Consider the following 26,513-nt stretch of genomic DNA (forward strand, 5'->3'; position numbering starts at 1 on the left):
GTCACGACGTCGCGGTCACGACGTCGCGGTCACGGGTGCGCGCCCGGCAACGGACGCGAAGACCAGGGCCGTCAGGACGGACAGCGCGACACCGAGCCCCGCCGCGAACCCCAGGGCCTGCAGGTCGCTCACGGTCGTCCAGACGCCCGGCAGGGACATCAGGCGCAACCCGGGGGCGTACAGCAGCACGAGCAGGGGGCCGACCGTCAGAGGCAGCGTGAGCGTGCCCCACCAGGCCCCGCCGCGCAGGTACACGACCCCGACGACCAGGCCGGACAGGTTGGCGAGCACGAACGGCACGGCCAGGTCGACGAGGAGCGCCCACGCGGGCGCCGACGCGTCGGCGAGCTGGACCTCGGTGATGGTGGACGTCCAGCCGAGGGAGTCGTGCACGGCACGCTCGATCAGCACCAGCGACGTCAGGAGGACCGCGTACACGATGCCGGCGACCACCTCGACCACGAGCGCGGCCCGGACGAACGTGCGCCGCGTCATCCCCGACGCGACGTGCACCCGCAGGTACGCGTTGACGAGCATGATGCTCAGCGAGAACGGGAACCAGGTGCACGCCTGCCGCGCGTACACGGCGATCGAGACGTCCGTGCTGCCGTGCGTGGCCCAGCCGACGACGTTGGCGAGGACGATCACGACGACCGCGATCAGCCAGAACCAGCGGGCCAGCTGCAGCAGCGCGGCGGCGAGCCGGCGGACGGTGTGGGCCGTGGGCGACGGTCGGGTCGCCAGGACGGTGGTGGTCATCGTCCCGCCCCCTGCTGCGTGGCGGACGTGCCGTCGGAGGTGCGCTGCGGGTCCGTGAGGTGGACGAACAGGTCCTGCAGCGGGACGGGCCCGAGCTCGAGGCCGGCGTCCCGTGCGCGGCGCGCCTCGCCCTCCGCGAGCGCGCCGCGCACGGTGGTCTGGGTGGTGCCGCCGAGGCGCTGGGTCGCCAGGATGTCGCGCCCGGCGACGAACCGCTCGACGGCGTCCGCGGGCCCGGTGACGGACAGCCCCTCGGCGCGCAGCGTCTCGGCGTCCTGCACGACGAGCACCCGGCCGCGGTCCAGCACGACGACGTCCTCGAGCAGCCGCTCGATCTCGCCGATGAGGTGGCTGGACAGGATCAGGGTGCGGGGGTGCGCTGCGTAGTCGGCCAGCAGCGCGTCGTAGAACGCGTACCGGCTGGGCGCGTCGAGGCCGAGGTGGACCTCGTCGAGGATCGTCAGCGGGGCGCGGGACGCCAGCCCGAGGACGATGCCGAACGCGGACTTCTTGCCCCGGGAGAGCTTCGACGGCTTGCGCTTCGGCTCGAGCTCGAACAGGTCCATGAGCTCACCCGCGAGCTCGTGCGAGAACGCCGGGCGCGCACCGGAGACGTACGCGAGGTTGTCCCTCAGCGGGTAGTCGTCGAGCACGTCGCCGGACTCCCGCACGAAGCACACGCCAGGCACCACGCGCTCGTTCTCCCACGGGTCCTCGCCGTCGACGAGCACGCGACCGGCGGTGGGCCGTCGGAACGCGGCGAGCAGGGACGCGAGGGTGGACTTGCCGGAGCCGTTGCGGCCGAGCAGGCCGGTGATGGTGCCGGGGCGGACGGTCAGGGTCACGTCGTCGAGCGCGACGACGTCGCCGTAGCGCTGCGTGACGCCCTGCAGCTCGACGCCCCAGCCGGTGGTCGTCGCGGTCATCGTGCATCTCCCTGAGGTGGTGTGGGGGCCGGTGCGGGGGCGGGGGACGTGCCGGGGGACGTCGGCCGCGACGCCGCGCGGGCCCGCAGGCGGGCCACGACGTCCTCGACGTCGATGCCGAGCACGCCGGCCGCATCGGCGACGGGGTCCACGGTGTCGGCGAAGAAGGACTCGCGGGCGTCGGCGAGCAGGCGCTCGCGGGCACCCGGCGCGACGAACATGCCGACGCCGCGACGCTTGTAGAGCACGTCCTCGTCGACCAGCTGCGCGAAGGCCTTGGCGGCGGTGGCGGGGTTGATCCGGAACGTGGTCGCGTACTGCGTGGTCGACATGACCTGCTCCTCGGCCGTCAGCGCGCCGGAGAGGACGTCCTGGCGGATCTGGTCGGCGATCTGCAGGTAGACGGGGTCACGTCCGTCGAACATGGCACCCTCCCTGCTGGTTCGGTGGTTCGTTACTCGACTAATGAACCATAGAACCGCGACGGTGGCAAGACCCGCGGCGACGGGGACGTGTGAAGCGTTTCGACGTTCCGCCCGGCGTTTACGCGGGTGACCTGACCGCCTAGCGTCGCCCGCGCACCGTTGTGATCGTTCACATCACCTCGACGGAGAGGTTCGACGATGTCCCAGCAGCCCGGACGACCCCCCGCACCACGCCCCGGGACGGCGGTCTCCCGCCGACTCCTCCTGCAGATGGCCGGCGTCGCGGGCGTGGCCGCCGCGGCCGGCCCCCACCTGGGCCCGCTCCCCCGGGCCCTGGCCGCCGAGCTGGCCCTGGCCCGCGCCGAGATCGGTACCCGGGCCCGCCCCTTCGAGCTCGGCCAGGTGCGCCTGACCACCAGCCGCTGGACCCAGAACCAGGACCGCACGCTCGCCTACCTGCGCAGCGTCGACGTCAACCGCCTGCTGTACAACTTCCGCGCCAACCACCGGCTGTCGACGCAGGGCGCCCAGGCGCTCGGCGGCTGGGAGGCCCCGAACTTCCCGTTCCGCAGCCACAGCCAGGGCCACTTCCTCACCGCGTGGGCGCAGGCGTGGGCGGTGCTGGGCGACACGACGTGCCGCGACAAGGCCACGACGATGGTGGCGGAGCTGGCCAAGTGCCAGGCCAACAACGGCGCCGCCGGGTTCACCACCGGCTACCTCTCCGGCTTCCCGGAGTCCGACTTCAACGCCGTGGAGACCGGGAGCGGGAACGTCTCGTACTACGCGATCCACAAGACGCTCGCCGGCCTGCTGGACGTCTGGCGGCTGCTGGGCAGCACGCAGGCGCGCGACGTCCTGCTGCGGTTCGCGGGCTGGGTGGACGCCCGCACCGGCCGGCTGTCGCAGTCGCAGATGCAGGTCGCCCTGCGGGTGGAGTTCGGCGGCATGAACGCGGTGTTCGCCGACCTCTACCTCATGACGGACGACCGGCGCTGGCTCACCGTGGCACAGCGCTTCGACCACGCCTCGGTGTTCGACCCCCTCGCCGCGAACCGCGACCAGCTGAACGGGTCGCACGCCAACACGCAGGTGCCCAAGTGGGTGGGTGCGGCGCGCGAGTACAAGTCCACCGGCACGACGCGCTACCGGGACATCGCCGGCAACGCCTGGGCGATCACCGTCGGGGCGCACACCTACGCGATCGGCGGCAACAGCGAGGCCGAGCACTTCCGTCCCCCCAACGCGATCTCGACGTACCTCGACCACGACACGGCTGAGCAGTGCAACACCTACAACATGCTCAAGCTCACGCGCGAGCTGTGGACGCTCGACCCCGACGACGCGCGCTACTTCGACTACTACGAGCGGGCGCTGCTCAACCACCTGCTCGGCGCGCAGAACCCGTCCGACCCGATGGGCGGCTTCTCCTACTTCACGCCGCTGCGTCCCGGCGGCCGGCGCGGCACACCCACCTCGGGCCCGGCCTGGGGCGGCGGCACGTTCTCCACGCCCTACACGACGTTCTGGTGCTGCCAGGGCACCGGGATCGAGACCAACACCAAGCTCATGGACTCGATCTACTTCTCCGAGGGCACCACGCTCACGGTCAACCTGTTCATGCCGTCCACCCTGACGTGGACCGCCCGGAACGTGACGGTCACCCAGGCCACGACGTACCCCGTCGGGGACACCACGACCCTGACGATCGGCGGGAGCCCGTCGGGGTCCTGGACGGTCCGGGTGCGCATCCCGGCCTGGGCCACGGGCGCCTCGCTGACCCTGAACGGAGCGGCGCTGGACGTCGCGGCCGCTCCGGGGTCGTACGCGTCGGTCACCCGCACCTGGGCGGCGGGCGACGCGCTCTCGGTCCGGCTGCCGATGACCGTGCGGGTCGAGCCGACCAACGACGACCCGGGCGTGGGCGCGGTCTTCTTCGGTCCCACGGTGCTGTCCGGCAACTACGGCGACCGCGCGCTGTCCGGGCCCCCGGCCCTCGACGTCGCGTCCGTCACGCGCGCCGGCGCGGGGTCCCTCGCGTTCACGGCACGGGCCGATGGGCAGGCCGTGAACCTCGGCCCGTTCTACGACGCGCACGGGCACAACTACACCGTGTACTGGCGCACCGACGGGCAGGGCGGGGGCACGCCGACGGGGACGTCGGGGCCCTACCGCCTGGTCAACGTGGCCAGCGGCCTCGTCCTCGGCATCGCCGGCATGGCGACGACCGACGGCGGACTGGCGCTGCAGTGGGGCGACAACGGGTCCGCCGACCACGACTGGGTGCTCGTGCCCGACGGCGACTCCCTCAAGCTGCGCAACGTCCACAGCGGCAAGGTGCTGGGCGTCGAGAACATGTCGACCGCCGACGGCGCGCGCGTCCTGCAGTGGGGCGACACGGGCACGGCCGACCACCGCTGGGGGCTGGTCGACGCGGGCGACGGCACCCACCGCGTCCGCAACGTGCACACGTCCCGGGTGCTCGGCATGCAGGGCAACGGGACGGCGCAGGGCGCGCAGGCCGTCATGTCGGGTGACGACGGGAGCACCGACAACCGCTGGCGCGTCGTGCCCACGGGGGCGCGGCGCATCCAGAACCGCAACAGCGGCCTGATGCTGGGCGTCACGGACATGTCGTCCGCCGACGGCGCGCGCGTGCTGCAGTGGGCCGACACCGGCACGGCGGACCACCTGTGGACGGCGACGCTCGGCAGCGACGGCCTGCTGCGGGTGCGCAACCAGCACACCGGCAAGCTCCTCGCCGTCGACGGCACCGGCAACGGCGGGCGCGCGATCTCGACCACCGACACCGGCGCGACCACCCAGCGGTGGCGGCTCCGGTACGGGTCCGGCGGGTACTTCCGGCTGCAGAGCGCGACGGGCCGCGTGCTCGGCGTCGACGCGATGTCCACGACCCAGGGCGCCCAGGTGCTGGTGTGGGACGACAGCGGCACCGCTGACCACCTGTGGCGGTTCGTCTGACGGCCCATCCGTTCGGGTGTGCGCTCCGAACCACACCCGACCACCGCGCCGACGAGCCGCCGAGCCGGGACGACCGACACTGCGAGCACCCATGCACCCCACCCCAGCGCCTGCTCTCCGGTCCCGCCGCGCCCGGCCCGCGGTCACGTGGGGCACACTGGCGCTCGTGACCACGACGCCCGGGGGACCGCCCCGCCTCGCCGGCGCGGCGGGGGTCGACGAGCCCGCGACGCTCGAGGCCCTCCTCGTGCGCGTCGGGACCGGCGACGAGACGGCCTTCGCGCAGGTGTACGACGCGCTCTCGTCGCGGGTGTTCGGCACCTGCTTCGCAGTCCTGCGCGACCGCGACCACGCCGCCGAGGTGCTGCAGGAGGTCATGGTCGAGGTGTGGCGCACCGCCGCGCGCTTCGAGCCGGACCGCGGCTCCGCCCGCACGTGGGCGCTCACGCTCGCGCACCGGCGGGCGGTCGACCGGGTGCGCGCCGTGCAGGCGCAGCGGACGCGTGACCAGCGCGTGCTCGACGAGCAGGTGGAGCGCCCGTTCGACGTCGTCTCCGAGGAGGTCGAGGACAGCATGGAGCGGGCCCGGGTCCGGCGCTGCCTCGAGGGGCTGACGCCCACGCAGCACGAGGCGGTCGTCCTCGCCTACTACGGCGGTCGGACCTACCGCGAGGTCGCCGAGCAGCTCGCGGCTCCCCTCCCGACGGTCAAGACCCGGATCCGCGACGGGCTGCTGCGCCTGCGCGACTGCCTGGGGGTGGCGGCATGAGCGCGCACGACGACCGCGACGCCGGGCAGCCGGACGTGCGGGACCTGCTCGGGGCGTACGCGCTCGACGCGGTCGACGACGTCGAGCGCCGCGCGGTCGAGCGGCTCGTGGCGAGCGACCCGGACGCGGCGCGGGAGCTCGCCGAGCTGCGGGCGACCGCGGCGCTGCTGGGCTCCGCCGTGCAGACAGCCCCGCCCGCCGACGTCCGGGGTGCGGTGCTCGAGGCGATCCGGCGCGAGCCGCAGGATCGTGCGGCGCACGGCGACGGGCGTGCGGTGCGGATCGACGACGAGCGGGCCACCGCCGCAGTGCCCGACACCGCAGGTGTCGTCTCCGGGGATCCCCGGCGGGTGACCGACCTGGCCACGCGTCGCCGTGCACCGCGGCCCCACTGGCTCGCCGTGGCCGCGATCGCGGTCGGCGCCGCCGCCGTGCCGGCCGGCGTCGCCTGGCAGCAGGCGCAGGAGGCGGACCGTGCGCGGGAGCAGGCACAGGTCCTCGCGGCGCTGCTCGCCGAGCCGGGCACCGAGGTGGTGCGCGGCGAGGTGGAGGGCGGCGGCACGGCCGTGGGTGTCCTCGGGACGGACCGGGCGGTCTTCACCGCGACGGGCCTCGACGACCCCGGCGCCGGCCGGGAGTACCAGCTCTGGGTCATCCGGGACGGCGTCGCGGTGCCCGACGTCGTGATGCCCGACGCGTCGGGCGAGGTCCGCGCCGTGACCGACGCCTTCGCGCCCGGTGACGCGCTCGCGGTCACCGTCGAGCCGAGCGGCGGGTCGCAGGAGCCGACGACCGACGTGCTGGTCGTGCTCGCCGCCGAGGTCTGAGGCCCGACCGAGGGTACGGGCACCTGGTCCGGGCGTTCCGCCGGGTCGTCGACCGCACCGCCGACCTCGCGCTGCCCGCCGGGGTGCCCGGCGCGGCCGCTCACCGGCCCGCCGGCGAGCAACTTGCCCCCAGCCCTCGTCACGCTGCACCAGCACCACGACCGCCCGTCCATCCCGATGCATGGCGCTGCCCGACCCGAACCGCGAGGGGGCGTACCTCCTGAACGGCGCCGCCGCCGAGAGCGGACTGAACAAGGCCCTCCTCGACGGCGGGTTCGGCGAGTTCCGCTGCCAGCTTGAGCACTAGGCGAAGTGGCACGGCACCCCGATAGTTTGCCAGGCTGAGCTTCAGTACGACGGCATCGTCAGGTTGAGGTACACCACCCGCCCCCAGCTCTCCGACCTCACGCGTTCGTGCGCGACGGCGACACGGTCGTCGTCCACTCGATGGACCGTCTCGCCCGCTATCTCGACGACCTGCGTCATCTGGTGCGGAACCGACCGCCAAGGGCGTGCGGGTCGAGTTCGTCAAGGAGCACCTGACGTTCACCGGCGAGGACTCCCCCCTGCCCAACCTGCTGCTGCCGGTCATGGGCGCGTTCGCCGAGTTCGAGCATGCCCTGATCCTCGAGCGCCAGCGCGAGGGCATCGCCGCGGCCAAGCAGCGCGGTATGTACACCGGGCGTCGACCTGCCCTCACCCCCGAGCGCGCGCAGCAGTTGCGAGACCGCCGCCGCCGGCGAGCAGAAGTCCGCGCTCGCCAAGGAGTTCGGCATCAGCCGCGAGACGCTCTACAACTACCTGCGGTCGGCGTCCACGGCCGGCTGACTGCGACCCCGACGACACATCCGCTGGAGGTCCACTTCACACCGGCTCGAGCCGATGAGTGGGCATGGAACAGCTGCAGGTGGTGCGCTGGCGCACCACGGCAAGGACCGGTTGTACGTCAACCAGGCTGATGGTCAGCGTCTGGGCTGGCACGACCTCCTCGACGGCACCGACCATGCCGACGCCCCCGGACCATCTCGCTGCCGTGCGGGCTGCGGCGGCCCGCTGGCGCGCCGAGCGCGTGCCAGCGACCCTGCGTGGTGACCAGAATGAGCAGCACAACGCCGTCGCACCCGGCTGGTCCGACCTGACGGGCCGGGCTCCTGGCCAGATGGCACTCGCGCAGGCGGACGCCGTGCGAGCGGCCGCACCCAAGCGAGGCTTCTGGGCACGATATTCGGACCTCCGCCCGAGGACCGAAGCTGGCGCGTCGGCGCCCGCGGTGAGCAGATCGTCGGCCAGGAGCTCGCCCGACTTGTAGCCAGCGACCCGCGCTGGACGTGCCTTCACGCCATACCCGTGGGCGTCGACGGCTCCGACATCGACCACGTCGTCATCGGCCCCGCCGGGGTCTTCACCCTGAACACCAAGCACCACCCCGTCGGACGCATCTGGGTCGGTGCACGGACCGTCATGGTCAACGGCACCCGCGTGCCCTACCTACGCAACGCCCGCCACGAGGCCGACCGGGCCTCGCGGCTCCTGACCACTGCTGCCGGCTTCCCCGTCGACGTCCAGGGCGTCGTCGTCGTGGTCGCCTCGTCGCTGACCATCAAGGAGCACCCGGCCGACGTTGCCGTCATCGGGCGACGCCAGCTGCGCCGCTGGCTCGGCTACCAGCCCGAGCACCTGGCACCCGAGACGGCCGCCGCAGTGCACGACGTCGCTCGCCGCTCGACGACCTGGTCCCCGACCCGAGGCGGTAGGTAGACGAGCGCAGCGGCCACGCCGCGCGCAGCAACCGGCCACGGGTTCCGGCCCCATCGGCCCGGGCGTGTCGCGTGGCCAGATCCATGTGGCCGCAGACGGCCGTTTACCGGCGGAACCGGCCGAGCGTTCGGCGTTGTCGACATCCGACAAGTTGCACTCGAGTTCGCCGGGAACCTTCGATCTGGCGAGCGCCAGTCAGCCATTCAGCTCGGGCTTTGGCCTTTGCCTCTGAGCGTAGGCCAGGTTGCTGCGCGCGCTCAGGGTGTGGGGGTGGTCCGGGCCGAGCACCCGCTCCATGTCGGCCAGGTTCTGCTTGTACAGCGGCACCGCCCGCGCCAGATCCCCACCCGACGCGTACGCGCCGGCCAGGTTGTTGCGCGAGATCAGGGTGTCGGGGTGGTCCGGCCCGAGCACCCGCTCCATGTCGGCCAGGTTCTGCTTGTACAGCGGCACCGCCCGCGCCAGATCCCCACCCGACGCGTACGCGCCGGCCAGGTTGTTGCGCGACGTCAGAGTGTCGGGGTGGTCCGGGCCGAGCACCCGCTGCCGGTCGGCCAGGTTCTGCTCGAACAGACGCACCGCCCGCACCAGATTCCCACCCGCCCTGTACGCGTAGGCCAAGTTGTTGCGCGCGTGCAGGGTGTGGGGGTGGTCCGGGCCGAGCACCCGCTCCACGTCGGCCAGGTTCTGCTTGGACAGGCGCACCGCCCGCGCCAGATCCCCACCCGACGTGTACGCCCCGGCCAGGTTGTTGCACGACATCAGGGTGTCGGGATGGTCCGGGCCGAGCACCCGCTCCATGTCGGCCAGGTTCTGCTCGTACAGCGGCACCGCCCGCGCCAGATCCCCACCCGACTCGTACGCGTGGGCCAGGTTGTTGCGCGAGATCAGGGTGTCGGGGTGGTCCGGGCCGAGCACCCGCTGCCGGTCGGCCAGGTTCTGCTCGAACAGGCGCACCGCCCGCGCCAGATCCCCACCCGACTCGTACGCGCCGCCCAGCTTGTTGCGCGAGATCAGGGTGTCGGGGTGGTCCGGGCCGAGCACCCGCTCCATGTCGGCCAGGTTCTGCTCGAACAGGCGCACCGCCCGCGCCAGATCCCCACCCGACTCGTACGCCCCGGCCAGGTTGTTGCACGACATCAGGGTGTCGGGGTGGTCCGGGCCGAGCACCCGCCGCCGGTCGGCCAGGTTCTGCTCGAACAGACGCACCGCCCGCGCCAGATCCCCACCCAGTTCGTACGCGCCGGCCAGGTTGTTGCGCGACCTCAGGGTGTCGAGGTCGTCCGGGCCGAGCACCCGCTCCATGTCGGCCAGGTTCTGCTCGTACAGCGACACCGCCCGCGCCAGATCCCCACCCGACGCGTACGCGCAGGCCAGGTTGTTGCACAACATCAGAGTGTCGGGATGGTCCGGGCCGAGCACCCGCTCCATGTCGGCCAGGTTCTGCTCGTACAGCGGCACCGCCCGCGCCAGATCCCCACCCGACTCGTACGCGTGGGCCAGGTTGTTGCGCGACGTCAGGGTGTCGGGGTGGTCCGGGCCGAGCACCCGCTGCCGGTCGGCCAAGCTCTGCTCGTACAGCGGCACCGCCCGCGCCAGATCCCCACCCGACTCGTACGCGCCGGCCAGGTTGTTGCACGAGCTCAGGGTGTCGGGGTGGTCCGAGCCAAGGCGTGCCTCGACAAGGCGGGCGAGTGATGTCCAGTAGGCGATCGCTGCGTGGACGAGCCCAACGTCGCCCATGGAAAGTCCACAACGGAACAGGGCGAGGTGTGCGCCGTCGGTCGCGGTGAGCAGTGCGTCCGGGCTGAGCGCGAGCAGGGTGCGGGAGTTTGCTCGCAGTGACTCCGCCATCGCGGTGTCCTTCTCGATCGCCGGCCACGCTTCGAGCAGCCCATCGGCGGCCGTGCGGGTCACCGCGGCGATGGTTGTCGGTGCGGGGAGGTCGGCGAGGATCGCGCGGCCGGTCAGGTTGTGCATGCGCACCGCCATCGGGTCCGACGGTGCTGGTCGGTGGTCGAGCAGGGACAGCCGGTGCAGCGCACGCAACGCTGCCCGTGCGTCCTCGGCGGACACCTCCTCGCGCCCGGTGCTGGCCGCCAGGAGCTCACAGGCGGCCCGCCCGGTGAGCACTCCTTCCGGGATACCGGACGGGTTCAGGCCAGCGACCAGGCACCCCATCGGTGCCGCCAGCCCGGCGGGTCTGATCTGGTCGGCGGCGTCCATCGCCAGGCGCCAGGTGCTCGCCACCGTCCTGGCGTACCCGTCCGCGTCGGCGTCCTGCGGGAACACCTCGTCGAGCCCTCGTAGCCGGTCGGCGAGCCGCCGGCGGTAGGCCGCGGTACTGATCGCGTCGTTGATCATCACCGCCGCGGCCTGTGCCAGGGCCAGCGGCAAGTTCCCCAGGTCCGCGGCCAGCTCGTTGACCTCCACGAGCGCGTCCGGCGGCAGGTCATCATACGACGGACCCAAGCGCTCGGTCAGGTAGGTTCGGGCCTCCTGGTCGGAGTAGACCCCGACCGGAACGACCGTGCGACCCCCACCAGACAGCGAAGCGTCACGCCGCCGGGTCGTGACCAGGACCCGCCCTTGCCCCTCAGGCCACAGCCCGGTGAGATCAGCGGGATCCTGCAAGTCGTCCAGCACCACCAGCCACGACCGGTCAGCTCCTGCCAGGAACCCTAGAAACGCTTCCGCGCGCGCCTCGGCCGCTTCCTCACGGTCGGCCAGATCCAGGCGCACGGCCGCCTCCGCGTATGCGTCCAGCACCGCCGCCCGGGTGCCGGCCAGTACCCACACACGCAGGTCGGCGTCGCAGTGGTGAAACTGACCCGCAGCGATCTGTGTCTTGCCCACCCCACCACCGCCGGCGACCACCTGCCGCAGCACCACCGTCCCGGCGGCCGCGTCCAGCACGTCCAGGACCGCGGTGCGCTCCTGGTACGCCGAGGCCAGCCCTGGCGCACGCCCCACGACCACCGGCCAGTTCACCGCCCGACGGGGCATCACCTGGTGGAGATGCTCGATGTTCTGGTGCTCGACGTGGGTGTTGTCACCGATGACGCCTACTCTCGCCCCAGCACCGACGTCGACGTACTTCCCGCCCTGTGCGTCGGTCCCATCTCTTACTGGCATTGCTAGGCTCCGTTCAGCTGCGAGGACGCCACTTCTAGAAGTTCTGAGTGCCGACGTGAGCGTCGTCACCGACGATGCCGACCTTGCCGCCGTCCGAGACCCGCACGCTGTACTTCGTGGCAACCCCAGCGGCCTGCGCCTGATCGAGCACCTTCCGCGCGGCCGCGAGAACCTCCTCGTCCGTCGTCGCGCCGGTCGCGCCCAGCTCCTCGGCCAGCGGCTCCTGGTACGTGGCGGGGTCGTCCTCGAACCTCCGTAAGGTCTCCTGCGCCTTCTCGTCACCCCCGAACCGCCGCACTATCAACTGCCGCAGCCCGGCGTACGCATCCCTCAACGCCGACGTCGCCACATCCCCAGCCCCACTCGCTAGACCCGCCACCAGCGCCGCAACCACCAACTCCACCGCGACCACCCCCACTCCTCCTCGACGAGCCAGCCTCATCGACTCTTATGCAGAGCACATCGCGACGACCCACGTACACACAAGCCCCCACCTCGTGTCGACCTTGACGGACCCGGTGAGCCGTGTAGCTCTCCAGGTCGCCCGTACGATCGGGGGCGCGCAGAAGTAGGAGGCCGTGGGCGACCGAAACCCGTGGCCCCGCGCAGCGGCGGCAGAAACCTTCCGAACGACGGCGCACCAGTAGCGCACCTCCCGACGGAAGGTGGCCTAGATAGCGGCCGTTTGAGTGCACGTCTCGTGCCGCGCACTGGTGGTGCGACGCTCGACCGCACGCGTCGGTGATCGTCCGGGCGAGCGCTTCGCGCTGCCGTGGCCTCGACGGTTGAGGGCTCGTGGGGTCGGTCTTCACCCACAGCGCCTCGCTGCACTCCCGACTTGCGCGCTGCTACGTTACGGGCATGGCCGCCGAGGGAGTCGATGCCCGGCCTGCCGACGAAAGAGGTTACGTCTACGTGCGGCTCACGGGTGAGCGGTTCGAGGCGGAGGGCATGCCGGCTGACGCCGCGGTCGAGTTGAAGTCACTGGCGGAACTTCTCTTCCAACTGGCCCGTCAGACTTGGCTCGACGAGCATCCGGGCCGCCAGCGTGTGCCGCCGGCCTTCGATGATCTGTTCGACCTACGGCTCGTCTCGATCGGTGAAGGCAGCGCCGTCCCGCAGCTGGTCCTCCACGTCCCGGCGGGCTTCGACCCCATGGATGACGGGGACGACATGCTTCCCGCGATGCACCGCGCACCGGCGATGTTGGTGAAGGCGCTGGAGACGGCTCGCGACGACTTCACCGTGCCGGCGACCTTCCCCAGTAGAGAGGTTGGACGCCTCGCGCGAATCGGGAAGTCGCTCGGCGAGAACGAGAGCATCCACATCGGCGTCCCGCGACCCGATGCCGAGGCAGCCCCAGCTCCATCGCCGATCGAGGTCACGTCAGAGGTGCGTGAGACGCTGGCGCTCATCGACATGGCGTTCAGGGCCGATCCCGAGCCCGAGCCCACCGTGCTGGAGGGTGTCGTCACGGAGTTCGACAGTGGAGAGCAGTCGTTCCATCTCCGCGTCATCGGCAGGCCCGGCCTGACCCGTTGTCAACTCGTCGCCGGGGACACCACTCTGGCAAGGGCGGTCATTGACGTTCTCGCGGAGGACGGCGTCACCGCCCCCGATGTGCGCGTACAGGGCTGGGCTGTCGCCGTCGGCTCTGGGCGCGTCAAGGTCCTTCACCAAGTGACAGACGTTGAGGTAGTCCGCACGACCGAGGAAAAAGCACTCATGACGCGACTCGACGAGCTGACGGCTCTCACCGATGGCTGGTGGGGCCCGAGCAGTCGCGCCGTCGTGCCCGGCGTCGCCGAGGCGACACGAGGCGTCCTCCCGGGACTGGCACGTCTCAGCACTCCTCCGCTGATCGTTCCTCAGCCCGACGGCTCTGTCGTCATCGAGAGCGAGGTCGCTGGAAGCCACTTGACCGCAGCCATCGAGGAGGACGGCACAGCGATGTTCCTCTGCGTGGACGACCCCGCCGCCGATCAGCCGGACGAGCTCGTAGCAGCGTTCAACGCAGAAGCGCTCGTGCGCTTCCTCGAGCAGGGGGTCATCGATGCCTAACCCCACCGGCCCTGTCATCAGCAACACCGACGAAGTGCTGCGGCGCAACGTGCCGAGGGTTCTGTTCGACGCCTCAGGCGTCCTGTCCAAGACGGCCTTCATGCCCTCATCCCACGACGGCATGATGTCCACTCTCCGGGCAGCAGTGCCCCCGGAAGAGGCCGCCGCTCGCTGGGAAGGCACGTCCGACCTCGCTGGGACGTGGCCGGTGCTGGTCGGAGACGCGGACGCGAACGGACTGCCGTGCTACGACGACGGGGGTCACCCCTGCGGCTGCGGCTGTGGGGAGGCGTACCCGCCTGACCACGCCAGCACCGACCACCGCAACCTTGGCAGCCGCGGCGCACAGCTCCGAGCGGCTCGAGCACTCCGTGACATCGCGACGACTGCGGGCCCGCTCCACGTCATTTGACCACTTCCGCAGGTCGAGATGCCGTCCCCGCCGGGCGCGCCACTGCTGCGCCTACGGCCATGCCCCCCGCACCTGTACGTGCGGGGGGCATGGCGTCGGAGGGCTCATCAGCCCTTGCCGAGGGTGGAGCCGGCCTTGCTCTTGGCGGACTTGCTCGAACCGTTGGATGCGAGCTTGCTGCCAGCCTTGGACAGCGCTGACTTCGACGGCTTGCCCATGTCGATCACCTCCTGCCGTGGGTTTCGAGACCGAAGCGTCCCAGCGAGCTCTAGACAGGCTGGGAACGAACCACACCAAGGCGCCGAGCATGCAGCTCGGCGCCTGACCGCGTCAGCCGCGGCGGGTCGTGGTCGTGGTCGTCGTCGTGATCTTGATGCGGATCGGTCCGCGCTGGACCGTCCGCGTGCTGCGGCGAGTACTCATGCCGGCTCCCTCCTCTCGTGGGCGTCGACACCAACGTCCATGAGGAGGGGTGCCCTAGAGGGCCCTGACGACTCCTGCTAGCCTCGAGTTTCCGCTCTCCAACGGAACCCGACGCCCTGACATCGATGCGCAAGCCCCGATGGCGGGGCGTCGCTATTTGCAGAATACATGGACCTGGGCGCTCGTCAAGTTGCTGCTGTGTGTTGTTTACAAGTCGTCCCGCCACCGAGTCGAGTCCGTGGTTCGCAATGGCCCGTCATGCAGCCGTGCGTAGCACACGGCACCGACACTCCCCCTTTCGCCCACACGCTGAGCGCACGAGTCCTCTAGTGCGACGGTCGCAAGGGGTGGGGTTGTACGCACTGGTCACCTACCACATATAGGGGTTGGGTGGGGGCAGGATGGGTCGGGGGCCCCGCGTCCACAGCCGTGTTAACAGCTTCCACGCTCAGCACGTGGGTGTGTGCACAGTTCTGTGCACACAACACGGCGAGTTATGCACCACTGCGTCCACAGGAGATCTTGCGCGCGCGCAACGGCTTGCGCTTCACGCAATAACCTGTTTAGGAACCGCAGTACCCGTCTTTCGTCCACCTGGGCGACGAGGCCGCCGCCTCGAGCCCGGTCGTGACTGAGCGGAGGTCCTCATCGGGCGATGGTCAGTCGCCCCAGTCCGCGGCCGCAGGGCGCACGGACGCTGGCTGACGCCGCGGGCGCGGGGGGTCTCACAGCCATAGCGCGCTGTCGGCGGAGCACGGCTGCTGCGCGAGGCGCCCGGGGGCGTCCGCGATGTCGGACCCGGGGTCCCTCGGCGACGGCCCGCCGCAACACGTCGTCGGGCTCGGGCGGCAGCAGCCTGGGCTGGCCGATGGGGCGGCCTGCTGGCGTGCGCGCGCCATGCCAGCGCGGCTGAACTCGCCGCGTCGGGCCCGGTCGTAGCCGCCCAGCGAGCGAAGACCGCGACGACGCCGTCGCGGCCCTCACCGGTGGCGTCGATGGTGCCGCCTACAGGGCTGATGCACGAGTAGGCGTAACTCGCCCGTGGCGCCGCAGGCGCCGCTGGAAGGCTGTGCACCTTGCGCCGGAACTCCGGCGGGTATCCACCACGTCCCGCAAGGCCCTCTTCCAATGGTCGAGTGGCACAAGAATCAGCAACCCGACTCCACGGAACCCACCACACCACCGACGACGAGGCCCCCGCTCCGTTCCCTGAGCGGGGGCCTCGTCGGTCTGGCAGGTGTCAGCTCGTGGGCATGAGCACCGAGTCGATGAGGTACACCGTCGCGTTCGCGGTGTGGACGCCGCCGCAGACGACGTTCGCGCCGTTGACCATGAGCATGTCGCCCTCGCCGGTCACCTCGACCATGCCGCCCTGCACCGTGGTCTGCTCGCCGACGACCATCTCGGGCGAGAGCTGCCCGGGCACGACGTGGTAGGTCAGGATGTCCGTCAGCATCGCCGAGTCCGTCTTGAGCGTCTCGATCGTGGCGGCGTCGATCTTGGCGAACGCGTCGTCGATCGGCGCGAACACCGTGAACTCGTCACCGTTCAGCGTGTCGACGAGGTTCACGTCGGGGTTGAGCTGGCCGGAGACCGCCGCCACGAGCGTCGTGAGCAGCGGGTTGTTCGACGCGGCGACCGCGACGGGGTCCTGCGACATGCCGACGACCGAGCCCGGACCGTCCGGGACCGCCGTGGCGTAGTCGGCACAGCCGGCACCGACGAGGTCGGCGGCGGGGTCGGCCATCATCTCGTCCTCGGTCTCCATGGGCTCGGGAGCCATGGTCTCCTCGGACATCGTGGCGTCGGCGGCCGGCTCGGCGGCCGGCTCCGAGCTGCACGCCGCGAGGCCGAGCGTCGTGACGGCGAGGAAGCCGAGTGCGGCGAACCGGGTGCGCTTCATGGTGTTCATCGATGTGTCTCCCTCGTGTGTCCGGTGCGACGAGCTGTGCACCGGTGCTGGTGAGCCCGCTCCAGCGGGGCCTTCGAGGGGGGTTCGGAGCGCGTCGGGGGGTGGATGGCTCGGATCGGAGAAGTTTTTTCGCGGCACCTCGCCCGGGTACCTCGGGGGCTGCGCGACCCATCCGCGACGGGCCGGGCGCCGAACGCAGGGCATGGACCTCTTCACGCTCGCGCTCATCGGACTCATCGGCGGTGTCATCACCGGGATCTCGCCGTGCATCCTCCCGGTGCTGCCCGTCATCTTCTTCTCGGGCGGCGTGCAGAGCGCCCGCAGGCCGACCGTCCGCTCGGGGCGCACGTCGGCGCCCGCGCTGTCGCCGCTGGGCGTCGCGGGGCTCGCGCAGCCGTCGTTCAGCACAGCGGCGGCAGGGCCTCGCGCCGGTGCGGCGGCGGCCGTCGCCGTCGACGACCGTGCGGTGCCGGTCGACGGCCCCACGGAGCCGGACGGCAGCCCCCGCGCACGCGGGTGGCGGGTGAGCGAGACGTGGCGGCCGTACCTCGTGATCGCCGGCCTCGTCACGAGCTTCACGTTGTTCACGCTCCTCGGGTCCTTCGTGCTCACGCTGCTCAACCTGCCGCAGGACCTGCTGCGCTGGTCCGGCATCGTCGTGCTCGCACTTCTCGGCGTCGGCCTGCTCGTCCCGCGGTTCGAGGCGCTGCTGGAGCGGCCGTTCGCGCGGCTCGCACCGCGCGGGAACAAGAACGCCAACCGCAGCGGCTTCCTGCTCGGCCTCGGTCTCGGTGCCGTCTACGTGCCGTGCGCGGGTCCGGTGCTCGCGGCGATCACGGTCGCCGGGGCGACGGGCGAGATCGGCGTGGGGACGGTCGTGCTGACGGTGACGTTCGCGCTCGGGGCAGCCCTGCCGCTGCTGGTGTTCGCGCTCGCCGGGCGGCGGGTCGCCGAGCGGGTGCGCGCCTTCCGTACCCACGAGCGCAAGATCCGGGCGACCGGCGGCGTCCTCATGGTCGCCCTCGCCCTGGCCCTCGCGTTCAACCTCACCGACGCGATCCAGCGAGCCCTGCCCGGGTACACCGAGGCGCTCCAGGAGCGTGTCGCGGCCAACGAGACCGTGCGCCGCGAGCTCGACCTCGGGGGCCTCGTGACGGACGAGAACGCGCAGCTGTCACAGTGCACCGACGGCGCGGTCGAGCTCGAGGACTGCGGCCCTGCACCCGAGCTGCGCGGCATCGACACGTGGCTCAACACGCAGGACGGCGCCCCGGTGACGCTCGCGGACCTGCGCGGGCAGGTCGTGCTGATCGACTTCTGGGCGTACTCCTGCATCAACTGCCAGCGCTCCGTCCCGCACGTGACCGCGTGGGACGAGGCCTACCGCGACGCAGGCCTGACCGTCATCGGCGTGCACACCCCCGAGTACGCGTTCGAGCGCGAGACGCGCAACGTCGTCGACGGCGCGCGCCGCCTCGGCATCGAGTACCCGGTCGCTCAGGACAACGCGTACGCGACGTGGACCGCCTACCGCAACCGGTACTGGCCGGCGCACTACCTGATCGACGCCGACGGCGTCGTCCGGCACGTCTCGCAGGGCGAAGGCGGGTACGAGACGACCGAGGGCCTGATCCGCGAGCTGCTGCGCGACGCCGACCCGGACGTGCAGCTGCCCGAGCCGACCGACGTGGTCGACACGACCCCCCAGGACGCGGAGATCACGCCCGAGACGTTCCTCAGCGTCGGCAAGCGGTTCAACTTCGGCGGCGACGACTACCGCGAGGGCGCCGCGACGTACACCCTCCCCGACGACCAGGCGCCCGACACGTTCGCGTTCGGCGGCGAGTGGACCACCGACTACCAGGCGGCCACGGCCGGTGCCGACGCACGCCTGCGCCTGACGTTCACCGCACGCGACGTCTACATCGTGCTCGGCGGTGAGGGCACGGTCACCGCGACCGTCCGCGACGAGGGCGGGCGCGTCGTCGAGCGGTCGACCGTCGACGTCTCCGGGGCCCCGACGCTCTACCCCCTGCTGGACGGTGACGACGTGGTGACCGGCACGGTCGACGTCGAGGTGGGCCAGGGTCTCGCGGCCTACTCGTTCACCTTCGGGTGAGCCCGACGTGATCAGGCTCTGACGCAGGCCCCGGCGCCAGGTGGCACCCGCCACCTGGCGCCGGACCTCAGTGCAGGACCGGACGCGGGCCGAGGGACGCCAGCAGACGGAGCTTGTCGTCGTCGGGCGTCCCCGGGGTCGCGGTGAAGACCAGGAGCACCTGGGCCTGCTCGACGTCGACGAGCTTCTGGCAGTCGAGCAGCATCTCCCCGAGCTCGGGGTGCACCAGGCGCTTGCGGGGCTCGTGCCGCAGGCCGACCTCGTGCTCGGCCCACAGCCGCGCGAACTCCTCGCTGCGGGCGAGCAACGACTCCACCACCTGGGACGCCCGGGACCCGGGGCCCCGGCGTGCGAGCGCGGCGCGCAGGTCGGCCACGAAGATACGTCCCCGCACGTCGTGGTCCTCCGACGGGTAGACGTCGCGAGAGTCGGGCCGGCTGAACCAGCGGTGCACCACCGCGCGGTCGAGGCCGGTCAGCGCCGAGTCGTCCCCCAGCAGCGCGGCTGCGGCGGCGTTCTGCGCGAGCGTCTCGCCGAGGTCCGTCATCACCTGCGCGGGGGTGTCGCGCAGGCCGTCGAGCACCCGCATGAGCCCCGGCGCGACGTGGTCGCGCCGCCCGACGCGCTCCGGCGCAGGCCGCCCCGCGAGGCGGAACAGGTGGTCCCGCTCGGCCAGCGAGAGCCGCAGACCCCGCGCGATCGCCCCGAGCATCTGGTCCGACGGCTGCGGCCCGCGCGCCTGCTCCAGGCGCGACCAGTAGTCGCTCGACATGTCGCACAGCAGCGCGACCTCCTCACGCCGCAGCCCGGGCGCACGTCGTCGCGAGCCGCGCGGCAGGCCCACGTCCTCGGGCTGCAGCGCCTCGCGCCGCGTGCGCAGGAAGTCCGCGAGCTGGAGCCGGTCCACGCGGGCAGTCTTCGCCCGTGGGGGGTGCGCCGCAAGGGCCGACGCGTGCGGCACCGGCGTCACAGGCGGATGCCGCCCGACGCCTCGATGCGCTGGCCCGTCACCCAGCCGAGGCCGGACGACGCGACGGCCGCGACGACGGAGCCGATGTCCTCCGCCTCGGCGACGCGCGCCAGGGCCGTCTGCGACGCGAGCACCGCGCGCAGCCCGTCGGTGTCCCGCACCGCACCGCCGCCGAAGTCGGTGGCCACCGGCCCCGGCGCGACGACGTTCACGGTGATGCCGCGGTCCCCGAGCTCGAGCGCCCAGTAGCGGGTCAGCGCCTCGACGGCCGCCTTCATCGCGCCGTAACCCGCGTGCCCGCCGGGCTGCACGAACCGCGCGAGCCCGCTCGAGACGTTGATGACGCGCCCGCCGTCGGCGAGCAGCGGGACGAGGGACTGCGTGAGCAGGAAGACGCCGCGCACGTGCACGTCGAACAGCGACTGCAGGTCGGTGGCCGTGGTCCCGCCCAGCGGCGTCGGCAGGGCGTGGCCCGCGTTGTTGAGCAGCACGTCGAACGTGTCGCGGCCCCACGCGCTCCCGAGGGTCTCGGTCACGCGCGGGGCGAACCCGTCGACGTCGGCCAGGTCGGCCGTGTCGAGGCGCAGGGACACCGCACGCCGGCCTACCGCCTCGATCTCGGCGACGACGGCCTCGGCCTCGTCGGCGTGGCTGCGGTAGGTGAGCACGACGTCGGTGCCGGTGCCGGCGAGCGCGAGGGCGCTCGCACGGCCCAGGCCGCGGTTGCCGCCGGTGATCAGTGCGATACGGGAGTCGGTCACGGTTCGTCCTCCTGGCCGGCCGCCCCGGTGGCGACCTCGTGCGACGAGCGTCGCGCGCACCCCCGCCACGCGGAAGGCAGTGCGGATCCAGGGAGTGCCGCTCCCTGGATCCGCCGCACCCGGCGCATCCACCGCACGGCGCATCCGGCGCGTCGACGCCGACGCGAACCGCCACCGACGTGACGTACGTCACCATCTCCGCGGCCCACGGCCTGCACACATCCGCGCCGGGAGGCGTCCTAGGAGCGTACGAACTCTCACAAACCCGGAGGTACCGATGAACGCCAGAACCACCCGCTCCCGCCGTCGCCGCACCGTCGCGATCAGCGTCATCGCCGCGACCCTGACCGTCGCCGGTGTCGGCGGCGGCGTCGCCCTCGCCGCACCGGAGTCCGCCGCCGGGCAGGTGCTGGGCGCCGCGCTCGACGAGCTCGGCGTCGACTGGTCGGGCATGCCGGACAACTACACCAAGGAGCAGTACCTCGCGTTCTGGGGTGCCGGGTACACCCCCGAGGACGCCGAGGCGCTGCAGGCGCTGTGGGGCACGGACTGGACCGAGACCAAGGCGCGCGCGGGGCAGATGATCCTCGACGGCGAGACCGTGCCCGTGCCGCCCAGCGGCACGACGGCCGGCGACCCGGGCGACGACACCGAGCGCACGAGCGACCCGGGCGACGGCACCGAGGAGCCCGGCAGCGAGACGGGCGACGGCGACGTGGCCCTGTACACGGCCGCCATCGACGCCGGGTACACCCCGGAGGACATCGACGCTCTCGCCGCGCTGTGGCAGACCGAGTGGATGGAGACGAAGGCGCGGGTCGGCCAGGCGGTCATCGACGGGCAGACTCTCCCCGTGGCCCCCGGCAGCTCCGTCGCCGGCTCCTGACCCCGTCGCACACCCGGACCGCCGAGGAGAGGACCGACGTGGACCAGCTCACGCTGCGTGCCGGCTTCGAGATCGAGCTGCTCGCGCCCGCCGGCTCCGACCGGCAGGCGCTGGCGGTCGAGCTGGCCTCCCGGCGCGGCGGCTCCGTGATCCGCGGCTTCCACCAGGACAGCGAGCCGTCCACGGTCCCCGGCGTGGGCGTGTTCCGGCACCTGTCCCCCGCGTTCGACGTCGCCGACGCGGGCGGCCTGCCGGTGGCACGGCTGGTCGACGACATCACGATCGAGGCGGACCTCGCCCCGGTGCCCGGCGTGCAGGCGCGCGCCGGGCACCGGGGCTGGTACCGGGTCCTGTCGGACGACGCGCGCCTGCTGCGGATCATCGCCCGGCACGCGGACCCGGACGCACCGCTCGCCACCGTCCTCGACCCCGTCGCCGCGCTCGTCGGGGTCAGGGCGGACGTGTACCCGCGGGCCGCGCGCGTCAACGACCCGACGGGCGCGACGATCGCCGTCGCGCTGCCCCTGCCCCCGGGGCGCGAGCGGCCGTGCGAGATCGTCACCCCGCCGTACGTCACGGGGCACCTCGACGCGCTGGAGGCGCTGCTGCGCCCCGCGCGGGAGCTCGGCTTCACGGTGCCGCAGGAGGCTGCCGTCCACGTGCACCTCGACGCCGCGCCGTTCCGGCAGCCGGCGGCGTTCGCCAACGTCGTGCGGCTGTTCGCGCACTGGCGCGAGCCGCTGTGGGCGGCGCTGGGGACCAACCCGGCGTGCCGGCGCCTCGCACCGCTGCCGGCCGCGCTGGTCGCGCTCGTCGAGCAGCCCTGGTCCGACGACGCGGACGGCACCGGGTGGGACCACCTGGCCGCCGCCGCACGCGGCGTCGGGCTCACCAAGTACGCCGACGTCAACCTCGTGCAGGTCGTGGCCGCCCGCCCGCTGCGCGACACCGTGGAGGTACGGATCCTGCCCGGTGACGTCGACAGCCACGCGATCGTGCGCCGCGCCCACCTCGTCGAGCGGCTGCTGCTCCGCTGCCTGGAGGGGACACCGCTGCCGGCACCCGGTGCGGACGCGGTGCACGACCCGCACGCGGCCCTCGTCGACCTCACCGCGGGGGTGCCGGCATGACCACCGCGCTGCGGGCCGTGGGCACCGAGGACTCCGGCACGGCCCCCGTGGCCGTCGTCGACGCACCGCTGCGCGCGCACGACCTCGACGAGGTCGTGCGCGTCTACCTGCCGGGCCTGCTGCGGTACGCCACCGTGCTGACGGGCGACGGGCACGTCGCCGCGGACCTCGTGCAGGAGGTGCTGCTCCGCGCGCACGTGCGGTGGCGGCGGATCTCCCTCATGGAGCGCCCCGACCTGTACCTGCGGCGCATGGTCACCAACGAGCACCTGTCGTGGCGACGGCGCTGGCACGTGCGCACCGTCCGCCCGGCGACGGACGAGGTCCTCGCCGCGCACGCCGAGGTGTACGCGGACCACGCCGACGCGGTGGCGAAGGACGACACCCTGTGGCGGCACCTGGCGACCCTGTCGCCACGGCAGCGCACCGTCCTGGTTCTGCGGTACTTCGAGTGCCTCACCGACGCCGAGATCGCGACCGTCCTCGGCACGTCGAGCGCCACCGTACGCTCCCACGCCGCCCGCGCGCTGGCGACCCTGCGCACCACCGACCTCACCACCCCACCGGAGACGCGATGAGCCAGAACCGCGGGGCCGCCGACGACCACGTGCCCCCCACCCCCACCGACGAGCTCGCGGCGCACCTCGCGCGGTCCCTGCAGGCGCACGCCGCGGTCCACACCCCGGACCCCGCCGTCGTGGCGGCGCGTCTGCGCGCCGCAAGCAGCGGGCGCGAGGGCGTCGTCGTCCCGCTGCGCCGGGGTGGCCGCGTCGTCGCCGCGACCGTCGTGACGGGCACCCTGGCCGTCGCCGGGGCGGGGGCCGCCGCGGCCGCCAACCCGTACTCCGGCGTGGCGCGCGCCGTGGAGGGCGTGGCGCAGGCCGTGGGCGTCGACTGGTCCTTCATGCCCGAGGGGTACGACCGCGAGCAGTACGAGGCGTTCTGGGGCGCCGGCTACGGCGTCGCGGACATGGAGGCCCTCGCCGAGCTGTGGCAGACCGACCTCATCGAGACGAAGGCGAGAGCCGGCCAGATGCTGCTCGACGGCCAGACGCCGCCGGTGCTGCCCGGTTCGGTGCCGGAGACGGGCGACGGCCAGCTCGACCGTCCGGGCTACCGCCCGGATGTCTCGGGCGTCCCGGGCGACCGCCCGGTCGACGAGCTGAGCGACGTCGAGGTGCGGGCGTGGGCAGCGTTCTGGGACGCCGGGTACACCGAGGCCGACCTGGAGGCGCTCGTCGCCCTGTGGCAGGACGACGTCGAGGAGGTCAAGACGCGCGCGGGCCGGATGGTGCTGGACAGCGAGCCGCTGCCGATCGCCCCGGGCTCGACGGCCCCGTGAGGGAGCCCGGGACCGCCGCCGGCTGACCGGACCGGACGGTGCCGACCCCGGCGTTGCAGCGGTCGGCCGACCACTGCGGGGCGCCTCGCGGGTCAGCCCCCGACGAGGGCGCAGCGGTCCTCGTCGGGCGACGCGGGACCGGTGGCGCGCGCGAGCAGCGTGCGCAGGACGTCGCGCTCCTGCGGGGCCAGGCCGTGCAGGACGTCGGCCTCGGCGGCGGCGATGCGCCCCTCGACGTCGGCGAGCGCGGACCGGCCGGCGGCGGTCGCGGCGATGCGGCGCACGCGGCGGTCGGCGGGGTCGGCGCAGCGCTCGACGAGGCCCGCGTCGCACAGGTCGTCGAGCAGGTAGGTCATGACGGTGCGGTCGATGCCCAGGTGGGCCGCGAGCGCGGCCTGGGTGGGCGGGGTGTCGACGGCGACGACGGCGCGCAGCAGGTGGTAGCCGCGCGGGCCGGCGGGGATGCCGTCGAGGACGGCACCGACGGCCGTGCGCCACCGGGCCAGCAGCGAGCCGAGCTGCCAGCCCAGGTCGTCGGCGGGACGCGTCGTGGTGTCGGTCACGCCCACAGCATACTGCGTGACGACAGATCGTCTGCTGTGCATATGATCTATGCAGCACACGATCACGGAGGCACCGTCATGACCGACCACGGGCACGAGCTGCAGCTCGGCACGTTCCTCACGCCGCAGAACGCCGACCCGCAGGCCCCGGTGGACCTCGCCGTGCTCACGGAGCAGGCGGGCCTCGACCTCGTGACCTTCCAGGACCACCCCTACCAGCCGTCGTTCCTCGACACGTGGACCCTGCTGAGCTGGGTGGCGGCGCGCACCGAGCGCGTGCACCTGGCGGGCAACGTGCTCAACGTGCCGCTGCGCCCGCCGGCCGTGCTCGCACGCGCCGCCGCGAGCCTCGACCTGCTGTCCGGCGGACGCGTCGAGCTCGGGCTGGGCGCCGGCGCGTTCTGGGACGCGATCGAGGGCATGGGCATGCCCCGGCTCACGCCCGGCCAGGCCGTCGACGCGCTCGACGAGGCCATCGACGTCATCCGCGCGCTGTGGGACACCGACGGCCGCGGCCCGCTGCGGGTCGGCGGCAAGCACCACCGCCTCGTGGGCGCCAAGCGCGGCCCCGCGCCCGCGCACGACATCGGCATCTGGGTCGGCGCGTACAAGCCGCGCATGCTGCGGCTCGTCGGACGCAAGGCCGACGGCTGGCTGCCCTCGCTGGGCTACCTGCAGCCGGGCGACCTCGCCCGCGGCAACGCCGCCATCGACGAGGCCGCGACCGCCGCAGGGCGCGACCCGCGCGAGATCCGCCGCCTGCTGAACATCAGCGGCACCTTCCGCCCGGCGCCCGGCGACGGCCTCGACGGCCCGCCGGAGCAGTGGGTCGACGAGCTCGTCCGGTACGCCCTCGAGGACGGCATCGGCACGTTCGTCCTGGGCACCGACGACCCCGGGACGATCCGCACGTTCGCCGAGCGCGTCGCCCCGGCCGTGCGCGACCAGGTCGCGGCGGCGCGGGCGTCGTCGGGCACGGCCGTCGGGGCGGTCCGCAGCCCCGTCGCGCTGGCGAAGCGCGTCGACGGCATCGCCTACGACGCCGTCCCCGCGGACGTCACCGCCGTCGAGCCCGGCGACCGCGCCTACGCGGGGCTGCGCTCGACGTACATGCGGCGCGGCGCACCCGGCGTCGTCCTGCTCCCCCGCACGACGCCCCAGGTGGTCGACGCCCTCGGCTGGGCGCGCGAGCAGCGCGGGCCGCTGGCCGTGCGCTCCGGCGGGCACGGCATCTCGGGCCGCTCGACGAACGACGGCGGGGTGCTGCTCGACGTCGGCGCCCTCGACGCGGTGACCGTCGTCGACGAGGCCGCGCGACGCGTGCGCCTCGGCGCCGGCGCCACGTGGGGCGCGGTCGCGGCGGCGCTGGCGCCGCGCGGGTGGGCGATCTCGTCCGGGGACTACGGCGGCGTCGGCGTCGGGGGGCTGGCGACGACCGGCGGCATCGGGCTGCTGGGGCGGTCGTACGGGCTGACGATCGACCACGTCGTCGCGTACGAGGTGGTGACCGCCGACGGCACCGTGCACGTCGTCGACGCGCAGCGCGAGCCCGAGCTGTTCTGGGGGCTGCGCGGCGCGGGAGGCAACCTGGGCGTCGTCACGTGGGTCGAGATCGAGGCCGCCGAGGTGCCCGACGTGGTCTCCGCGACCATGACGTTCGACGCCACCGACACCGCCGGGCTCGTCGAGCGGTGGGCCCGCACCGTCCGGGACGCGCCGCGGCAGCTCACGAGCTTCCTGCACCTGCAGGCCGGCGGCGGGGGGCGGCAGCCGCTCGCGCAGGCCATGTCCGTGTGGGCCGACGACGACACGACGTCCGCGATCGCCGCGCTGGAGGAGCTGCTCGGCGCCGGTCCCGTGCTCGACCAGCGCGCCACGCTCACGCCGTACTCCGGCGTCGTCGGGCCCGTCGCCAAGCACCACGACGGGGGCGCACCGCCCGTCTCCCGGTCCGGGCTGCTGCCCACGATGACGCCGGCCGTCGCCGCGGACCTCGGGGCGCTGCTCGGGTCCGGTGAGGCGATGCTCGTGCAGCTGCGCGCCACCGGCGGGGCCGGCAACGACGTCGCGCCCGACGCGACGGCGTACGCGCACCGGCACCAGGAGCTGGTGGTCAGCGCGTTCGCGGGACGCGGGAGCCGGTCGGGCCTCGACGGCGCGTGGGACCGCCTCGCCCACCCCCACCTGGACGGGCTGTACCTCTCGTTCGAGACCGACCCGCGCCCCGAGCGGCTGCTCGAGGCGTTCCCGCAGCCGACCCTGGACCGGCTGCGCGCGCTCAAGCGCACGTACGACCCGGACCACGTGTTCGACCAGAACTTCCCGATCGACCCGCGGGGGTGATCCCGCTTCC

21 protein-coding genes and 1 pseudogene are annotated in these 26,513 nt (G+C 72.9%); 13 read left to right on the forward strand and 9 right to left on the reverse strand.

Annotation, left to right across the window (positions count from 1 at the left end):
• Positions 1–15 precede the first annotated feature (15 nt).
• From OKX07_RS17500 to OKX07_RS17510, 3 genes are read right to left on the reverse strand one after another with little or no spacing between them, the layout of a single operon-like run.
• Positions 16–759 (reverse strand): hypothetical protein, encoded by a 744-nt coding sequence (locus OKX07_RS17500; protein ID WP_265629266.1) that lies wholly within the window; start codon positions 757–759, stop codon positions 16–18.
• Positions 756–1,685: an ABC transporter ATP-binding protein gene (locus OKX07_RS17505; protein WP_265629267.1), complete on the reverse strand. Its 930-nt coding sequence runs from the start codon at positions 1,683–1,685 to the stop codon at positions 756–758. Before OKX07_RS17505 ends, OKX07_RS17500 begins: the two co-directional genes overlap by 4 nt.
• Positions 1,682–2,110 carry a GntR family transcriptional regulator gene (locus OKX07_RS17510; RefSeq protein WP_265629268.1) on the reverse strand — a complete coding sequence of 143 codons (429 nt, stop codon included), beginning with the start codon at positions 2,108–2,110 and terminating at the stop codon, positions 1,682–1,684. Before OKX07_RS17510 ends, OKX07_RS17505 begins: the two co-directional genes overlap by 4 nt.
• Positions 2,111–2,308: 198 nt before the next feature.
• Between OKX07_RS17510 and OKX07_RS17515 the strand changes: the two genes are divergently transcribed.
• From OKX07_RS17515 to OKX07_RS17540, 6 genes and pseudogenes are all read left to right on the forward strand, one after another.
• A complete protein-coding gene (locus OKX07_RS17515; protein WP_265629269.1) occupies positions 2,309–5,092 on the forward strand; it encodes a beta-L-arabinofuranosidase domain-containing protein in 2,784 nt (927 codons plus the stop codon).
• 166 nt (positions 5,093–5,258) lie between these two features.
• Positions 5,259–5,861 carry an ECF RNA polymerase sigma factor SigK gene (gene sigK / locus OKX07_RS17520; RefSeq protein ID WP_265629270.1) on the forward strand — a complete coding sequence of 201 codons (603 nt, stop codon included), beginning with the start codon at positions 5,259–5,261 and terminating at the stop codon, positions 5,859–5,861.
• Positions 5,858–6,688 carry an anti-sigma factor domain-containing protein gene (locus tag OKX07_RS17525; RefSeq protein WP_265629271.1) on the forward strand — a complete coding sequence of 277 codons (831 nt, stop codon included), beginning with the start codon at positions 5,858–5,860 and terminating at the stop codon, positions 6,686–6,688. The genes sigK and OKX07_RS17525 overlap by 4 nt, the downstream gene beginning before the upstream one ends.
• A gap of 181 nt (positions 6,689–6,869) precedes the next feature.
• Complete coding sequence (locus tag OKX07_RS17530; protein ID WP_265629272.1) at positions 6,870–6,995, forward strand: hypothetical protein; 126 nt, start codon at positions 6,870–6,872, stop codon at positions 6,993–6,995.
• Positions 6,996–7,096: 101 nt separating this feature from the next.
• Positions 7,097–7,516, forward strand: a pseudogene (locus tag OKX07_RS17535) (recombinase family protein); the annotation flags it as partial.
• Between the two features lie 393 nt (positions 7,517–7,909).
• Entirely contained in the window at positions 7,910–8,446 is a 537-nt protein-coding gene (locus tag OKX07_RS17540; protein ID WP_265631953.1) for a nuclease-related domain-containing protein, read from the forward strand.
• A gap of 195 nt (positions 8,447–8,641) precedes the next feature.
• Here OKX07_RS17540 and OKX07_RS17545 read toward each other — a convergent pair whose 3' ends face one another.
• Both OKX07_RS17545 and OKX07_RS17550 read right to left on the reverse strand, forming a co-directional pair.
• Positions 8,642–11,650, reverse strand: coding sequence for a tetratricopeptide repeat protein (locus OKX07_RS17545; RefSeq protein ID WP_265629273.1), 3,009 nt, complete (start codon positions 11,648–11,650; stop codon positions 8,642–8,644).
• Positions 11,616–11,993, reverse strand: coding sequence for a hypothetical protein (locus OKX07_RS17550; protein WP_265629274.1), 378 nt, complete (start codon positions 11,991–11,993; stop codon positions 11,616–11,618). Before OKX07_RS17550 ends, OKX07_RS17545 begins: the two co-directional genes overlap by 35 nt.
• Positions 11,994–12,442: 449 nt before the next feature.
• Here OKX07_RS17550 and OKX07_RS17555 point away from each other — a divergent pair, with 449 nt between their 5' ends.
• Entirely contained in the window at positions 12,443–13,642 is a 1,200-nt protein-coding gene (locus tag OKX07_RS17555; protein WP_265629275.1) for a hypothetical protein, read from the forward strand.
• 2,075 nt (positions 13,643–15,717) lie between these two features.
• Here the strand turns inward: OKX07_RS17555 and OKX07_RS17560 are convergent.
• Entirely contained in the window at positions 15,718–16,389 is a 672-nt protein-coding gene (locus OKX07_RS17560; RefSeq protein WP_265629276.1) for a fasciclin domain-containing protein, read from the reverse strand.
• Positions 16,390–16,591: 202 nt separating this feature from the next.
• On the opposite strand from OKX07_RS17560, the gene OKX07_RS17565 reads away from it, so the two are divergent.
• Positions 16,592–18,508, forward strand: coding sequence for a cytochrome c biogenesis protein DipZ (locus OKX07_RS17565; RefSeq protein ID WP_265629278.1), 1,917 nt, complete (start codon positions 16,592–16,594; stop codon positions 18,506–18,508).
• A gap of 67 nt (positions 18,509–18,575) precedes the next feature.
• On the opposite strand, the gene OKX07_RS17570 is transcribed toward OKX07_RS17565, so the two are convergent.
• Both OKX07_RS17570 and OKX07_RS17575 read right to left on the reverse strand, forming a co-directional pair.
• Positions 18,576–19,415 (reverse strand): helix-turn-helix transcriptional regulator, encoded by an 840-nt coding sequence (locus tag OKX07_RS17570; RefSeq protein ID WP_265629279.1) that lies wholly within the window; start codon positions 19,413–19,415, stop codon positions 18,576–18,578.
• Positions 19,416–19,474: 59 nt separating this feature from the next.
• On the reverse strand, positions 19,475–20,239 hold the full coding sequence (locus tag OKX07_RS17575; RefSeq protein ID WP_265629280.1) for an SDR family NAD(P)-dependent oxidoreductase: 765 nt from the start codon (positions 20,237–20,239) through the stop codon (positions 19,475–19,477).
• Positions 20,240–20,516: 277 nt separating this feature from the next.
• Here OKX07_RS17575 and OKX07_RS17580 point away from each other — a divergent pair, with 277 nt between their 5' ends.
• The 4 genes from OKX07_RS17580 to OKX07_RS17595 are packed head-to-tail and all read left to right on the forward strand — an operon-like array spanning position 20,517 to position 23,597.
• Positions 20,517–21,125: a hypothetical protein gene (locus OKX07_RS17580; RefSeq protein ID WP_265629281.1), complete on the forward strand. Its 609-nt coding sequence runs from the start codon at positions 20,517–20,519 to the stop codon at positions 21,123–21,125.
• A gap of 38 nt (positions 21,126–21,163) precedes the next feature.
• The gene (locus tag OKX07_RS17585; protein WP_265629282.1) at positions 21,164–22,255 is read left to right on the forward strand and encodes an amidoligase family protein; all 1,092 of its coding nucleotides are present in this window, start codon (positions 21,164–21,166) and stop codon (positions 22,253–22,255) included.
• Positions 22,252–22,833 carry a SigE family RNA polymerase sigma factor gene (locus tag OKX07_RS17590; protein ID WP_265629283.1) on the forward strand — a complete coding sequence of 194 codons (582 nt, stop codon included), beginning with the start codon at positions 22,252–22,254 and terminating at the stop codon, positions 22,831–22,833. The genes OKX07_RS17585 and OKX07_RS17590 overlap by 4 nt, the downstream gene beginning before the upstream one ends.
• Entirely contained in the window at positions 22,830–23,597 is a 768-nt protein-coding gene (locus OKX07_RS17595; RefSeq protein WP_265629284.1) for a hypothetical protein, read from the forward strand. The genes OKX07_RS17590 and OKX07_RS17595 overlap by 4 nt, the downstream gene beginning before the upstream one ends.
• A gap of 92 nt (positions 23,598–23,689) precedes the next feature.
• On the opposite strand, the gene OKX07_RS17600 is transcribed toward OKX07_RS17595, so the two are convergent.
• A complete protein-coding gene (locus OKX07_RS17600; RefSeq protein ID WP_265629285.1) occupies positions 23,690–24,160 on the reverse strand; it encodes a MarR family winged helix-turn-helix transcriptional regulator in 471 nt (156 codons plus the stop codon).
• Positions 24,161–24,238: 78 nt separating this feature from the next.
• Between OKX07_RS17600 and OKX07_RS17605 the strand changes: the two genes are divergently transcribed.
• Positions 24,239–26,503: an LLM class flavin-dependent oxidoreductase gene (locus tag OKX07_RS17605; protein WP_265629286.1), complete on the forward strand. Its 2,265-nt coding sequence runs from the start codon at positions 24,239–24,241 to the stop codon at positions 26,501–26,503.
• The last annotated feature ends 10 nt before the right edge of the window (positions 26,504–26,513 follow it).

The sequence above is a fragment of the Cellulomonas sp. S1-8 genome, assembly GCF_026184235.1.
Classification (GTDB): domain Bacteria; phylum Actinomycetota; class Actinomycetes; order Actinomycetales; family Cellulomonadaceae; genus Cellulomonas.